Source organism: Pseudoalteromonas sp. DSM 26666 (genome assembly GCF_900116475.1).
Classification (GTDB): domain Bacteria; phylum Pseudomonadota; class Gammaproteobacteria; order Enterobacterales; family Alteromonadaceae; genus Pseudoalteromonas; species Pseudoalteromonas tetraodonis.
The window spans coordinates 288401-303653 of sequence record NZ_FPAR01000002.1; the positions used below are offsets into that span (position 1 = coordinate 288401).

The following is a 15253-nucleotide window of genomic DNA, read 5'->3' on the forward strand; positions in this document are numbered from 1 at the left end:
TTAGCGCAACACCTTACTTAGACGTTTGTTCAATTTTGGTTTGCAGTAGTGTTATGCGGGCGTTGAGTTTTCTAAAGCTATACTGTGAATAGAAATAGTTTAAAAAGAAAGCAGCAAAACCTGAACAAGCAAGCCCTATCAATGGACTGAAATAAAACATTAACAACAAAACAATAACAGCCATCGCTATCGTAAGTCCCAAATAATGGGATGCACTAAATAACTTTCGGTTGTTTTTTTTCAAGTTGAACTATGTGAGAATCTAAATCCATTAAAATTTCCTTTTAACAAATCAACGTTAACTATCTTGAGCTTTAGATGGCCACATAAGCAGCATCTAAAGAAGTCCATTTACTCCACTGCGCTTTAGTTAATCGATATAACTGTACAGCACGACCATGAAATTGATGATTGCTATAGTCTGTAAAGCCAATTTTCTTTGCTACTTTCAATGACGCAATATGCTCAGGTTCAATAATAACAACGACGGATTGATGATTAGTTTGCGTAAACACATACTTTAAAACACCTTTAGTCGCTTCGCAGGCTAAGCCTTTATTCCAAAAATCGACCGCTAATCGATACCCTAAATTAGGCTCTTCGTTACCCGCGATATTTTGTGGAGAAATACCACAAAATCCAATGAGTAAATCGCTGTTTTTATCTATTAGTGCCCATGGGCCCAAACCACATGAGTCGTAGTATTGTAAACACCACTTTATAAAATCACGTGTTGCAGCTTCATCGCATACACCACGAATTGAGTATTTCATCACCTCATCGTCACTAAGAATTTCACTTAATGCCGGCACATCATCAATTGAAAACTGCCGAATAAGCAACCTTTGGGTTTCACAAATTTTCACTCAAACCTTCTTGTTATCAAAGCTAAAAAATTTCAACAAACCAAGTGATTAAGGTTGTTATCTCAGTTATTTCGCTCTTTTTTATATTTCGAATGCCACAAAAAGTATCCAAATAATATGCCTACTAAAGGAAATATTATTAAAGATGAAATGATTCCATCAAAAAAATCTTGCTCACCTGTAAAGTACATAATTAATTGAAATAAAATAGCGGTAGGAATTCCCCAGCCTAGAACACCTTTTAGTAAAATAAAACGGAATTTAGCGTGGTTTATATTCATGAGCCTTCCTTGAGTTGTGGCGCCAAATAATAAGCTGAAATAAATCATAGTCGTTAGTGAGTTAAGTCTCTAAATTATTGAAGACGATTTAAATTAGTTTAAAATTACATTAACACTATTGAAAAAACACTTAACCAACTTAATTGGATACCATAAGAGATACGTTGATAGGTACCTGGATTACTTTGAAGCTTACCCGCTTTAGCCATAGCAAACAGATAATAAACAGTAGCGATAACAGAAACAATTGAAAAAACACGAAAGTATAAAGGAGTAATTTCTGTGGTTGGACTAATAGCTATTAATATTGGTGCTACAACCAGCGAAAGTAACATAATAAAACCAGCCCAAGAGTGAACCTTGCAGCTAAAAGTTGGATGTTTAGTAAATGGGTCAGCATCCATAGGAAAGTAACCCGCAACCCAGGTACCAATACCATGCACTATAACTAACCAACCAACAATATTAACCAATATAGAAACATTAGCCAATTGCGCCAAATACCAGCCAAAAAAGCAAAATAGAAAACCTAAAGGATAATTATTAATTAGCGGTGACAGTTTTTCAGTTGGGCTTCCCGTTGCACCTAATTCACTACAAAATTGTTTAGAATGACTGTAACCTTCATAAAACCGACTTGCTACATAAACACCAATGAAAATCCATAATGTGGCTATTAACCCTGAATAAATCGCAATCGTTTCAAACATCACCATAATCCTTTTTGTGATTAATTCATTAAAGCCTTTTTGAACACAGAGGAGAAAATGAGCCGGCTTCGAGTGACGAGCTGTGAGCTTTTACAAACAGCCTGAAACCTAGTCATAACAGCCCTGAGCTAGAACCTTTAATCTACTTTTTCAACCCAGCGCCTCATTAATAAATCATTTCTTTATCATTATAATTAACCACTAATCAAATGCTATCGGTATTAGTTTTAAAAAAAACAAAGCGCTACAAAAATGTAGCGCTTTCATTACTTATAGGTTGTTTGTTTAAACTAAAACGCGTTATTAAAAAAAGCCAAGCGGATCTTCGCTGTAACTTACTAGCAAGTTTTTAGTTTGTTGGTAATGATCAAGCGCGAGTTTGTGAGTTTCGCGGCCTATACCAGACTTTTTATAACCGCCAAACGCTGCATGTGCTGGGTACATATGGTAACAATTAGTCCATACACGACCTGCTTCTATTTTGCGACCAAAGTGATAAGCACGATTCATATTACGGCTCCATACCCCTGCGCCTAAACCAAATTCTGAGCTGTTAGCCAGTTCAAGTGCTTCGGCTTCGTCTTTAAAGGTCGACATTGAAATAACGGGGCCAAAAATTTCTTCTTGGAACACGCGCATGTCATTACGTCCTTTTAATAGTGTAGGTTGAATGTAATACCCGCCGTTTAGCTCGTCGCTTAATTGCTCAACATGGCCGCCAGTTAATACTTCAGCACCTTCTTCTTTACCAATTTCAATGTAGCTTAAAATTTTATCAAACTGCGCTTTAGAGGCTTGTGCGCCTACCATGGTTTCACTATCAAGCGGGTTGCCACGTTTAATTTGTTTAGTACGTTTTAAAATACGTTCTATAAATTGCTCATAAATATCTTCTTGAATGAACAAGCGTGATGGACAAGTACAAACTTCACCTTGGTTAAAGTAGGCAAGAATGGCACCCTCAATTGCCTTATCTAAATATGAGTCGTCTTTTTCCATAACATCGCTAAAGAAGATATTAGGCGATTTCCCCCCAAGCTCGACCGTTGAAGGAATAATATTCTCGGCTGCACATTTTAAAATATGTGAGCCCACAGGAGTTGAGCCTGTAAAGGCAATTTTAGCAATGCGCGTACTAGTTGCCAGTGCTTCACCAGCTTCTTTACCAAAGCCGTTTACCACATTTAAAACACCCCCTGGCAGTAAATCGCCAATAATTTCCATTAACACTAAGATTGAGGCGGGTGTTTGCTCTGCGGGTTTTAATATTACACAGTTACCTGCTGCAAGTGCAGGCGCTAATTTCCATGCGGCCATTAATAATGGGAAGTTCCACGGAATAATTTGCCCTACAACGCCTAGAGGCTCATGAAAATGATACGCCACCGTAGTTTCGTCTATCTCGCCAATACTGCCCTCTTGAGCACGCAAACAACCGGCAAAGTAACGAAAGTGGTCCGCAGCAAGTGGAATATCAGCGGCAAGGGTTTCACGAATCGCTTTGCCGTTATCCCATGTTTCGGCCACTGCAAGTAACTCTAAGTTTTGTTCAATTCGGTCGGCAATTTTTAATAGTATATTGCTACGCTCGGCGACTGAGGTGGTGCCCCACTGGGTTTTTACTGCATGGGCTTTGTCGAGTGCAAGGTTTATGTCGTCTTTATCTGAGCGCGGTACTTTACAAAATACCTTGCCATTAACTGGGCTTATATTATCAAAGTACTGGCCGTTAACTGGGGCAACCCACTCGCCGCCAATATAGTTACCATACTGCTGTTTAAATGTGATGAGTGCGTCTGCTGTGCCTGGATTTGCGTAAATCATATGTGTGTTCTCTTGTTGTTGTTAGCTAAAAGTCTAAGCCGAAATACCAGCAACTTGTTAGAGTAATGTAGCTAGTTGCTTTATATTTAATCGGTATTGATTGACATTAGACCATTAAGCGCTTAAAAACTTGCTTAGCTGTCCAAAAAAGTTGTCTGTGAGTCCATATTAAAAACGCTCTATAACGATTAAAAAAGGCTGAACATGCACACATCTCAGTTAAATAAAAAACGCCAACAACTTGATGTACTGATTGAAAACAAAGTGACCTTTGCTGCCGATAACTCTGAGCTAAGTATTTACGATACCTATAAAAGTGCGCAAAAAGTGGCGTTGCATTCTAACGAATTACTGTTTTGTGCCATGCTCAGTGGTAAAAAAATAATGCATGTTGAGAGCAGTCAATACCACAAAGCGTTTTTACCACATGAATCGTTTGTATTAGCACCTGAGCAAGGCGTACTAATTGATTTTCCGCATGCATCTATGAACGCACCCACAACCTGTTTAGCCATTGAAATAAGCACCGATAAAATAACCAATGTGGCTAATGCGCTTAATATGCAGCAAAATTTTGCAAACGATGCCTTGTTTGAATACAGCCCTAATTTAGTGCATACCCAACATAATACTCAAACGCAGCAGTTATTAGAGCGCATGGTGCATTTATTTAGTGAGCAAGGCGCCGAGCGGCACTACTTAATTGATTTATCGTTAAACGAATTGATCACCCGTTTATTACAACAGCAAAGCCGTGATTTATTGCTGGCCAACTGTGACAAGCTGCGCCTAAAAAGTAACGTGAGTGATGCACTGCATTATATTGAAGAGCATTTAAACGAAAACCTCGACATAAACACCCTTTGCAAAATAACCTGTATGAGCCGTAGTAAGTTTTATCAGCAGTTTAAACTTGCTTTTGGTACTAGCCCTGCGCTTTGGCAACAACAACTTAGGCTTAAAAAGGCCCGTACGCTTTTATTAGAAGGCCACGCTATAAGCAAGGTGTGCTACGACCTGGGTTTTAATAGCGCCAGTCATTTTAGCCGTTTATTTAAGCAAACTTTTGGTATTGCACCAAAAGCGTGTCGCCACTAACCTAACACAACAGTTTTTGTTATATTAAACAGCCTAATATGCTAGATTGTTTGCAATGTTGTAAGTAGTAATGAGTCACCGATGAGTAAACCCACCCGCTGGACATTAAAGAGTATTGCCAAAGAGTTAGGTGTGTCTAATGCTACGGTATCAAATGCGTTTAATCGCCCTGATCAACTCTCTGCTAAACGCCGCGAAGCCATACTTAAAGCGTGCAAAGAGCTGGGGTATTATGGCCCTAATAAAGCGGCGCAGTCTTTGCGAAGTGGCACCTTTAATATTGTTGCATTAATCCTTCCCGATAGCGTGGAATACATGGTATCAGACCCTGTTGCGAGCAGTTTTATGCGGGGAGTAACCTCGGTACTTGAAAAAAACAATATTAATGTTTTATTGTTTTCAGGCAATAATGACAACCTCAACAGCGTTGTTGATTTTGTCGATGGTTTTATTTGTTATGGTCGCCCGCGCAATAAAGCACTAGTAGAGCAATTAAAAACAGTCTCCAAACATGTGGTGACGGTTGATTTTGACATTGCCCGTAACGCCTCAATTAATGTTAATAACGAGCAAGCCAGTTATGAAATAGCCAAACATGTTTTACATAATCAAGATGATAAAGTGGCTATATTAGGTTTAAGATTACTTGATGAAAATGTATTGTGCCGGGTATACGAACATCACGAATTTGAAACTGGCCAATCTATTTCGCATCAACGTTTGCGTGGTTATCAACGCGCCTTAAGTGAGGCTAATATAAAGGTTGCCGACGACCGCATTTGGAATATTCCTGAAAGCAGTGAGCGCTTTGCAAATATTGCCGCAAAAGAGGTATTAACAGCCTCCCCTCGCCCTAACGTGATTATATGCATGAGTGATTTAATTGCCCTTGCCACCATGCGAGAAGCCATAAAACAAGGGATAAAAATAGGCAGTGAGCTGCGTATTGTGGGGTTTGATGGCATAGAAGAAGCCGCTCGTTTTGTACCTCGTCTCACTACAATTCATCAAAATAGCCAAGAAAAGGGCGTTATGGCTGCTAACTTATTTATTTCTAAAGAAGAAAAACAATATGAAGTAGGTTACGCACTCGATATTGGTGCAAGTAGCTAAGCACTGCTAATAAAGCAAATAAAAAAGCCAAACAGAGGCTGCTTGGCTTTTGGTTTTCAACAAATAAAGCTATTTAAGCCAATAAACTTTGTAAGTTTAGAGTGCTTTCTTGAGTGCCATTAACCTGCGTAATAAGTGCAGTACGGCTTGCAAAGTCAATCCTCAATGAAATTGATTGTTGTTCAAGCTTCCACATTAAACAACAAACACTTGCGCCGCCTTGAGCCGAAAATTCACCTGCAAATGCGGGATGTTCATTACGCATTTTAATTAGCTCTATCAGCCCTTTTACTACCAGTTTATTAAGGGCTTGCTCTATTTTAGCCGCGTTCAAATATGGGCGATTTATATCACGGCCAACATTGGTTTTTGCTAACAGTTCCATATCGTTTTCACAGGCAAATAAGCCGCCGTAATAAACTTGCGGTACACCTGGCGCAAAAAATTGAATTGCGCGCGACAGCAAATAGTCAAAATCATTAGCGCCTAATGCATTGTAATAAGTACAGTTCACTTGATATAAATCGACATTACTGGCAGCAGCGCCTGTTGCTTGGCGGCTTTGATTGTTACTATTTGCATGCATGGTTTCTACTAGATTATCAATTTGCTCTGCATTTAATAAGCCTGGTTTTTCACCCATTGGGCCTGCATCAATAATGCCTATGCCATCATGCGTATCCAGTACCGTTAAACAGTTACGCGGCGATATTTTTAGCCATTTAAGTAATGCATCCGCATTGTTATTAAACAAGCTATGTAGAATAAGTGGTGGCAACGCAAAGTCGTAAACCATATTAACGCGCTTAGCTACATCTACTTGTGTTTGATAATGGCTATGAATTTCTGCAATGGTTTCCATACCTAAATCGTTGGCTTGCTTTGATAAGTTATCTAAGTAGCCAAACGTTTCATCTAGCATAAAACAATTAGTACCCGCCTGCTTAATGGCATAACCCGCTGCATCTAAACGAATAATATTAACGTTGTTAGCAGAGAACTTAGTAAGCACGTTATTTAAATACGCAATTCCCGCTTCTACTTTTACGTTTATATCAATTTGATTATCGGTAAAGGTGGTCCAAAAATCATACGTTTGACCATCACCGCATTTCATTGGCGTAAAACAACTGCCTGGGCGTGGACGGTAAATAGCTTGCTGCTCAGCCTCGCTCATGCCATTGGGGAACACGTCTTCTTTGGTTAAAAATAAATCCCAAAATGCTGACGCTTTACCTTTAGCCAGCACATCTTGAAACTGAAAAGATTGCGCCGACACATGGTTCACTATGAGGTCAGCCATTAAATCATGGTCTTTTCCGAGTGCCTGTATATCGTCCCAAGTACCGATTCGAGAATCAACTTCACTATGATCAATCGGGTCAAAGCCTGCATCGCTGCCATCAATTGGGTTATAAAATGGCAATAAGTGCACACCACCAAAAACGCCCTCTAATGGGCCATGTAAAAGAGTGGTAAGTGCATTTATATCTTGGCCAGTAATTCGATCAGCGTATGTGATCAATTGAACTTTATTCTTCATCATTGTGTGATTACCATGTTGAAACTTAATCGATTAAGATATATCTTTAACTAGCACGTACGAATTTACAAGTTATTTTTATAAATTTTACATACAAATATCGTGGCGACATTAATACTATAATCAGTAACTGACTGACTTACTGGGTGTTAAGAACGCATTTAACGAGGAAAAGCACATGACAAAATCACACACACACGTAAGCAGCGATCCGTTGCAACAAATTCGCTGGCTCACATATATGATGTTTTTTATGTTTGCCATGACCTCCGATGCCGTTGGCATGATCATTCCCGAGCTCATAACTGAATTTGGTTTAAGCATGACCCAAGCCAGTGCATTTCACTATGCGCCTATGGCACTAATTGCCTTTAGCGGATTATTTTTAGGCTTTTTAGCCGATAGCCTCGGGCGTAAAAAAACGATTATGCTTGGGTTATTAATATTTTCTGCGAGTTGCTTTTTATTCGCCATTAGTAGCAGCTTTATATTTTTTATTTTTTTGCTTTGCTGTATTGGCTTAGCTATTGGCTTATTTAAAACCGGCGCTTTGGCGTTATTAGGCGATATTTCTCATAGCAACGCAGAGCACACTAAAACCATGAACAAAGTAGAAGGCTTTTTTGGTATTGGTGCCATTGTTGGACCTGCACTTGTTGGTGTATTACTGGTACAAAATGTAAGTTGGACTTATTTATATATTATTGCCGGTATTATGTGCCTAATTTTAGCGTTTTTAGCGTGGCGTGCAGAGTATCCGAGCGTTGTTAAAAGCACTGAAAAGCCCGCTTCACTTGCTACCACCATGAAAATGATAAAAAACCCCTACGCGCTTGGCTTTTCGCTCGCCATTGCGCTTTATGTTGCAACCGAGGTTGCCATTTACGTATGGATGCCGACGCTGTTAAAAGACTACACGGGCTCTTGGCCCCTTTTGGCAACCTATGCACTCACCATATTTTTTATACTGCGTGCCGCAGGTCGTTTTATTGCTGTGTGGTTATTAAACCGCTATAGCTGGCAAGGTGTTATGGCTTACTTAAGTTTAGGTATTGCACTGTGTTATGTGGGTACTTTAGTCGGTGGCGTTGATTGGGCTGTTGGTTTATTGCCGCTTTCAGGGTTATTTATGTCGATGGTTTACCCGACCTTAAACTCCAAAGGAATATCGTGCTTCCCGGTACAACAACATGGCGCAGTTGCTGGGGTTATATTATTTTTCACTGCACTTTCAGCCGCATTAGCGCCTTTATTTATGGGTATGATCAGCGATTACTTTGGTCATGTACGTTATGGTTTTTATCTTGCAACCGGCTTTGCCATTATTTTATTTTTAGCGATGCTGTTTAACTATTTCCGTGACCCATCAGCCAGCGCTTTACAAGAGAGCAACCTAATAACTGAGTAAATCAACAAATTGGGGGCTAAAAAAACACTATATAAATCAATAGATGAGTAAAAAAACAGCAAATAAAGAATAAAATAATTTGCTTATTGTAAAAGATTTGTTATTTTTACTTAATCGATTAAGTAAAAATAACAAACCCCTTCGGGCTCACAAAGCGAGGCGTTCACATGACAACACACAACACACCTTTATATTTAATGAGTGCTTTAGCGCTGGCTGTAAGCCAAGGCGTTTATGCACAACAAGAAGAGCAAAACACACAAGCGCAAGCTAACAAAGGTCTTGAGACTATCGTTGTAACCGGTGTACCACGTCGTACAACCATTATGGCATCAAGCTCATCAGTGAGCAGTTTATCGCTTGCTCAAGTTGAAGTATCTACACCGCGTTCAACTGCTGAAGCGTTTAGAATTATTCCGGGCGTACGCTCAGAATCAACCGGCGGTGAAGGTAACGCAAACATTGCTGTACGCGGCTTACCTGTGGCCTCTGGTGGTGCTAAGTTTTTACAATTACAAGAAGACGGTTTACCCGTTATGCAATACGGTGATATTGCTTTTGGTAACGCTGATATATTTATGCGCCTAGATAATACCGTACAAACTATCGAATCAATTCGTGGTGGTTCGGCCTCGACTGCAGCAAGTAATGCACCGGGCGGCATAATTAACTTTATATCTAAAAATGGTGAAAACGAATCAGGCAGTGTTTCTACAACACTGGGCCTTGATTACGACACTATTCGTACAGACTTTGAATACGGCACTTACCTTAGTGATAGCGTACGTTTTCATGTAGGTGGTTTTGTGCGCCAAGGTGAAGGCCCGCGTGAAACAGGTTACACATCAAATAAAGGTGGGCAAATTAAAGCCAACCTTACCAAAGACTTTGAAAACGGTTACGTGCGTCTTTATTACAAACATTTAGATGACAAAAGCGTGGGTTACTTACCAATGCCAATGTATGCAAATGGTGACTCAATCCCAGGGTTTGACGCACAATCAGATACCCCGCATTCAGCATTATTTACTAAAACAGTGCGTTTAAATGGCGAAAATCAAATTAGTAGCGGCGATATTCGCGATGGCATGAACCCGCAAGTTGACTCAGTGGGTTTTGAAGCTGTATTTGACTTAGATAACGATTGGCGTATTGAAAACCGTTTTCGTAAATCCTCTGTTAGCGGTAACTTTAATTCACTTATTCCTGCTGAAGTAGGCAGCGCGACTGCTATTGCACAAAGTATTGGCGGCGCAGGTGCAACGCTTAGTAATGCAAATACCGGAGCTGCATTTAATGACGATTTAGCCATGCGTATTCATACGTTTGACGTCACAATGAACGACTTTGACTCTATTGTGAACGACTTCAAACTAACTAAATCACTAAGCGATGATACAAGCGTTACATTTGGTTACTATGCTTCAACGCAAAATATTGCTATGTCATGGTTATGGAACTCTTACCTAATGGAGCTTAAGGGCGATAATGCGGCGCTACTAAATGTAACAGCTGCTGATGGTACAGCGTTTTCTGAAAATGGTTTATATGCATACGGAACGCCTTTTTGGGGTAACTGCTGTCAGCGTGATTACGATACAGAATACGATACCCGCGCCCCGTACGTTTCATTTTCAACAAAAGTGGGTGATGTAAGTATTGACGCAAGTGCTCGTTACGATAGTGGTGAAGCACGCGGCAACTATGCAGGTGCCGTTACCTCAACGGTCGATATGAATCGCGATGGAGTGATTTCAGTTCCTGAACAAAATGTAGCAGGCATTGATACCGCAAATGCTAGCCCAGTAAATTACGATTGGGATTATGCATCCTATTCAATTGGGGCTAACTACCAAATAGATTCAAGCCTTGCGACATTTGCAAGACTGAGTAAAGGTGGCCGCGCAAATGCTGACCGACTTTTATTTGGTAAAGTACGCGCTGACGGTTCGGTTGCTGATGAAGATGCCGTTGATGAAGTAAACCAGTATGAATTTGGGGTTAAAAAACGTTTTGATTCACTTTCAGTTTTCGCAACAGCGTTTTATGCAGAAACAGAAGAGCAAAACTTTGAAGCAACATCGCAAACCTTTTTTGACCGTGAATACGAAGCAAAAGGGATTGAAATTGAATCAACTTACTTCATCGATGCATGGGATTTTCGTGGTAACTTAACATGGACAGATGCAGAAATTGCTAAGGATGCGCTTACTCCTGAAGTGGTAGGTAATACGCCACGCCGCCAAGCTGATTTAATCTACTCTTTAATGGCTCGTTATAGCTTTGATAAAGGTGCTGCCGGTGTGAACTTTATTGGTACTACTGATGCTTACGCTCAAGACAACAACGACCTTAAATTTGACGGTTACACTCAAGTAAATGGCTTTGTAAGTTACGATTTATCTGAAAACCTTAATATTGCACTTAATGTAAATAACTTATTCGATACGGTAGGTATTACAGAAGCTGAAGAAGGCTCAATTCCAGATAATAACATTATTCGCGCCCGTACTATTAATGGCCGCACAACATCAATAACGCTTAAATACGCGTTTAACTAACCATTTTTAGTGTAACAAACGCTGAAGCTATGTTTTTCAGCGATTGTTACACTAACTTTAATTAGTTTTAATAATTCTCCCTTGAATTTTGACCTAGCTCTGCTGGGTTTTTTAGGATTTACACTATGACCAAATTACTTAGCCTCGGCGAGCTACTTATTGATATGCTGCCACAAGATTCTCAAAACAGTGCTTATTTGCCCATTGCAGGAGGTGCCCCTGCCAATGTAGCGGTAGGTTATGCAAAGTTAGGCGGCAAGGCTGCTTTTTGTGGCGGTATGGGTGATGACTACTTTGCTAAACAATTAAGTAAATCGCTTGCGCAATATAAAGTAAGTACAGAGTACTTATTTACGATTAAAGACTCTCAAACGGCCGTGGTTATTGTGAGTTTAGATGAAACCGGTGAACGCAGCTTTAATTTTTATCGCCACAATACCGCCGATTTACTGTTAACGAGTGATCACTTAAGCCATATTAAATGGGATGAATTGAGTACCCTACACTTTTGTTCCAACACGTTAACCAATCCAGCCATTGCAAACACCACCGTGTGTGCTTTAAAGCTGGCTAAAAACAACCATAAACTCGTTAGCTTTGATGTAAATTTACGCTATAGCTTGTGGCAAAATAGCAATGACATTGAACACAATGTACATGCGTGTTATGCCTATTGCGACATTGTTAAGCTATCGCGTGATGAGCTGAACTTTTTAGCTGAGCAAACACAGCAATCACCTGATGATTACTTACAGTCTATTTTAAATATAGGTGTAAAATTGGTATTTTTAACCGATGGCCCTGCACCGGCAATGGTTTACCATAAAGAGTTTATATTAAATGAATCGGCGCCAATCATTAATGCTGTGGATACAACCAGTGCCGGTGATGCGTTTATTGCAGGCGTGTTATATTATTTAAATCACACCGATGAAAATAGCTCGCTCATCGAAAAAATTAATAATGAGCACCTAGTAAAACACGCTTTAAGTTTTGGTTTGCGTTGTGGCTCTAAAGCCTGCTTAGCCAAGGGGGCATTTCCCGCATTACCTACACTTCAAGAGGTATAATACCAATCCGCAATAATACTTAATTATTTTACGAGGCTAAACGTGTCGCTATCTGCGTTAAAAAATTCTCATTTAGAACAACTAAATAGCAAATTTTTTGCCTAGCTATCAACACGTTTTTCCAGCCTCAAAATAGATCACTTAATTAAGCGAATTGATATAAATACTTTAAAAATAAAAGCCGATTATGGCCTTTATTTAAGCATCCGCTTCTTCATCATTACTTTTTAACCATTCTAAAGCCGCAGTGGCGTTCTCAAAATATTGAATTTCACCTGAGACAAACCAACTGCCTAATTTAGCGATGGTTGATTGCCAGTCCTTGTTGCCGTATATGGCTATTTTTTTAAACTCTTTGTTATGTTTTAAGCCAAGTTTTAAATCATCCCATGCGGCTCTAAGTTCCCAGCCATCAAGCTCAGTACCATCTATGAGTACATTAACAATAGGATGTTTAACTTCGCCAAGCGCAGAGTCAATCATCGGCGTGATCACCTCATAATCTTTGTGAGTGAGTGTACCTATAGCTTTTAAGGTTAAAAAAAACTCGCAACCAGAGCGCTCAATACCAATAGATAAGCCGTGTGTTAAATTTACCATAACCCGAACTCCACAATAATATGAGCATCAAGTATAGGTGATAGCTTATTAACCAATAGTGAAGTAGATCAAAAAACAGGCACATCACTTTTATTGTGCCCATTTTAATTAAATGCTGAATTATGCATTTTTAAGCCGTGCTATTTGGTTTTCAACATCTGTTAAATGACCGATTTTAAGCCACACTCTGGCTCCTTCACTGCCTGCTGTTGCTTTAATTTCGCTGTTAGGCGGCACTCTTAACCAGCTGTGCTGTACTAATGTATCGCCCTGCTCTTCAAGCGAGCCTTCAAGAACTAAAAGCTCGCCCCCACCTAAGGCGTTTAACGATATTTCACTGTTAGGTGCGAATGCAAAAATACTCACCTCTTCAAAGGCATCTTTATAAAGAGAAACTACATTTACATTACTAAACTCAGGGTGAGGAACACTGCACATGGTATTAGTTTGCAAGCGAACATGCTCTCTATCCTCTGGCTGAAACTGCCATAATTTCACAAATATAACGCACCCGTTTTCAGAGCTTGGTGTATGTTTTGACTCAGGCGGATTGCGAATATAAGAGCCCTTGGGGAAATCACCATGTTCATCTTGAAAAACACCTTCAAGCACAATAAATTCTTCACCGCCGGTATGTGTATGGGCAGAAAAATGGCTGTTTGGCGCATAACGTACAATGCTGGTTGCGCGTGCAACCTCATTGCCCACTCTATCAAGTGGACGCCTATCAACACCCGCCACCGGTGAGGCTATCCATTCTAACGATTCGCTATGTACAACAACACGTTCGCTAAAATCAGCTGCAATTTTCATATTTGACTCCATATCTAAACAGCAATGCTTGGACGTTGAGCGACCTTTTCTTGCCATGCTATTAAATGTGATAGCTCACTAGGAATAGCTATTTTTGCAAAGCCTGCAAACACCAGACCGGCGTACAAAGTAATATCTGCAACACTAAAATTCTCACCAGCAACATAAGCAGAGTTGGCTAACACTGTATTAAAATAAACAAAGCCTTGGCGCGCTTTTTCACCTTGCTTTTCTCCCCAAGCAACATTTTGATAGGTTTCAAGCGCTGGGCCTAAACCATCCGTTGCATGATGAAAGTAAGTGGCTACAGCATCAAGTACCATTGACTCCGCACGCTTTTGCATCATATTAATCACCGCGCGCTCTTTTGCCTCAACACCGGTTAATGAAGGGCCTGCAAAAGCGGTATCAATATATTCAGTAATTGCGGTGCATTCTGCTATAAACGTTCCATCATCTAACTCTAAAACAGGTACGCCTGCTAAGGGGTTTTTAGCTAAAAAAGCCTCAGTACGGTGCTCACCATTTAATAAATCGACAGCAACAAATTCTACTTTATCAGTCGCCTTTTTTTCAGCAAGCGCAATACGTACACGTAATGGATTAGGAAAGTTTTCTACATCATAAATTTTCATAATTATCTCTTTATATTTTTAATCACAGTTTGAGCTAATACTAGCAAGAATAAATTACCTACCTACTGGTAGGTAATTTATATTAAGATCTCGACCTTTGCAAACTAAAAATAAAAGAGCTTGAAAATAACTACCTACTGATTGATAATTTTTTGCAGCGATATGAAGGAAGTTTAAAATGACAAAAAAAGCAGCCCTGTTAAAAGCAGCAGAAAACAAAGTTAGACTTGGTGGCTATAGCAATTTTAGCTTTAGAGAGTTGGCCAATGAAATTGGTATTAAAAGTGCCAGTGTGCATTATCACTTTCCAACTAAAGCTGATTTAGGTGCAGAGCTTGCGCATCAATATACCGATGCCTTTATCGCTGTACTTGGTGAACCGGAGGCACACAAAGCAAACGGTAAAAACCCTATTGATATTTACACTCAGTTATTTAGAAATGCACTCGTGATTGATAAAAAAATGTGTTTATGTGGCTTGCTCGGCGCAGAAAGCGACAGCCTACCTGATAAAGTGCGGGTTGAAGTTCAGCGGTTTTTTAATAAAAATTTAGCCTGGTTAACCCAAGCACACGCTGCGAATGGTGAAAAAAACCCTGCTCGCGCGGCAATACAAACAGTGAGCTTATTAGAGGGGGCGATGATGATTAGTAAAACCCTAGATGATATTAGCTACTTCGAACAAGCCACTTTTTAGCGATTGGTCATCAAGTATAAAAAAAGCGAGCCTT

14 protein-coding genes are annotated in these 15253 nt (G+C 39.8%); 6 read left to right on the forward strand and 8 right to left on the reverse strand.

Going from position 1 to position 15253, the window contains the following annotated elements:
- Nucleotides 1-314: 314 nt before the first annotated feature.
- The 4 genes from BM380_RS05250 to BM380_RS05265 all read right to left on the reverse strand — a co-directional run bounded on the left by BM380_RS05250 (nucleotide 315) and on the right by BM380_RS05265 (nucleotide 3681).
- Nucleotides 315-866 (reverse strand): GNAT family N-acetyltransferase, encoded by a 552-nt coding sequence (locus BM380_RS05250; protein ID WP_090493351.1) that lies wholly within the window; start codon nucleotides 864-866, stop codon nucleotides 315-317.
- Nucleotides 867-928: 62 nt separating this feature from the next.
- Nucleotides 929-1147: a hypothetical protein gene (locus tag BM380_RS05255; RefSeq protein WP_024602708.1), complete on the reverse strand. Its 219-nt coding sequence runs from the start codon at nucleotides 1145-1147 to the stop codon at nucleotides 929-931.
- Nucleotides 1148-1251: 104 nt separating this feature from the next.
- Nucleotides 1252-1857, reverse strand: a complete 606-nt coding sequence (locus tag BM380_RS05260) for a DUF998 domain-containing protein (protein WP_090493353.1) — start codon at nucleotides 1855-1857, stop codon at nucleotides 1252-1254.
- 303 nt (nucleotides 1858-2160) lie between these two features.
- Nucleotides 2161-3681 carry an acetaldehyde dehydrogenase ExaC gene (locus BM380_RS05265; RefSeq protein WP_090493355.1) on the reverse strand — a complete coding sequence of 507 codons (1521 nt, stop codon included), beginning with the start codon at nucleotides 3679-3681 and terminating at the stop codon, nucleotides 2161-2163.
- A gap of 204 nt (nucleotides 3682-3885) precedes the next feature.
- Here BM380_RS05265 and BM380_RS05270 point away from each other — a divergent pair, with 204 nt between their 5' ends.
- Nucleotides 3886-4779 (forward strand): AraC family transcriptional regulator, encoded by an 894-nt coding sequence (locus tag BM380_RS05270; protein WP_090493357.1) that lies wholly within the window; start codon nucleotides 3886-3888, stop codon nucleotides 4777-4779.
- An 81-nt stretch (nucleotides 4780-4860) separates the two neighbouring features.
- On the forward strand, nucleotides 4861-5892 hold the full coding sequence (locus BM380_RS05275) for a LacI family DNA-binding transcriptional regulator (protein ID WP_090493359.1): 1032 nt from the start codon (nucleotides 4861-4863) through the stop codon (nucleotides 5890-5892).
- Between the two features lie 73 nt (nucleotides 5893-5965).
- On the opposite strand, the gene gtfA is transcribed toward BM380_RS05275, so the two are convergent.
- A complete protein-coding gene (gene gtfA, locus BM380_RS05280; RefSeq protein WP_090493360.1) occupies nucleotides 5966-7438 on the reverse strand; it encodes a sucrose phosphorylase in 1473 nt (490 codons plus the stop codon).
- A 175-nt stretch (nucleotides 7439-7613) separates the two neighbouring features.
- Here gtfA and BM380_RS05285 point away from each other — a divergent pair, with 175 nt between their 5' ends.
- The 3 genes from BM380_RS05285 to BM380_RS05295 all read left to right on the forward strand — a co-directional run bounded on the left by BM380_RS05285 (nucleotide 7614) and on the right by BM380_RS05295 (nucleotide 12474).
- Nucleotides 7614-8843, forward strand: coding sequence for an MFS transporter (locus BM380_RS05285; RefSeq protein WP_090493362.1), 1230 nt, complete (start codon nucleotides 7614-7616; stop codon nucleotides 8841-8843).
- A 167-nt stretch (nucleotides 8844-9010) separates the two neighbouring features.
- Nucleotides 9011-11404, forward strand: a complete 2394-nt coding sequence (locus BM380_RS05290) for a TonB-dependent siderophore receptor (RefSeq protein ID WP_013463014.1) — start codon at nucleotides 9011-9013, stop codon at nucleotides 11402-11404.
- A gap of 125 nt (nucleotides 11405-11529) precedes the next feature.
- The gene (locus tag BM380_RS05295) at nucleotides 11530-12474 is read left to right on the forward strand and encodes a carbohydrate kinase family protein (protein WP_024602702.1); all 945 of its coding nucleotides are present in this window, start codon (nucleotides 11530-11532) and stop codon (nucleotides 12472-12474) included.
- A 198-nt stretch (nucleotides 12475-12672) separates the two neighbouring features.
- Here BM380_RS05295 and BM380_RS05300 read toward each other — a convergent pair whose 3' ends face one another.
- From BM380_RS05300 to BM380_RS05310, 3 genes are all read right to left on the reverse strand, one after another.
- The gene (locus tag BM380_RS05300; RefSeq protein WP_013463012.1) at nucleotides 12673-13074 is read right to left on the reverse strand and encodes a SpoIIAA family protein; all 402 of its coding nucleotides are present in this window, start codon (nucleotides 13072-13074) and stop codon (nucleotides 12673-12675) included.
- A gap of 120 nt (nucleotides 13075-13194) precedes the next feature.
- Complete coding sequence (locus tag BM380_RS05305; protein ID WP_090493591.1) at nucleotides 13195-13887, reverse strand: cupin domain-containing protein; 693 nt, start codon at nucleotides 13885-13887, stop codon at nucleotides 13195-13197.
- 14 nt (nucleotides 13888-13901) lie between these two features.
- Complete coding sequence (locus BM380_RS05310; RefSeq protein ID WP_016900120.1) at nucleotides 13902-14522, reverse strand: glutathione S-transferase; 621 nt, start codon at nucleotides 14520-14522, stop codon at nucleotides 13902-13904.
- 178 nt (nucleotides 14523-14700) lie between these two features.
- Between BM380_RS05310 and BM380_RS05315 the strand changes: the two genes are divergently transcribed.
- A complete protein-coding gene (locus BM380_RS05315; protein WP_013463009.1) occupies nucleotides 14701-15219 on the forward strand; it encodes a TetR/AcrR family transcriptional regulator in 519 nt (172 codons plus the stop codon).
- Nucleotides 15220-15253 lie beyond the last annotated feature (34 nt).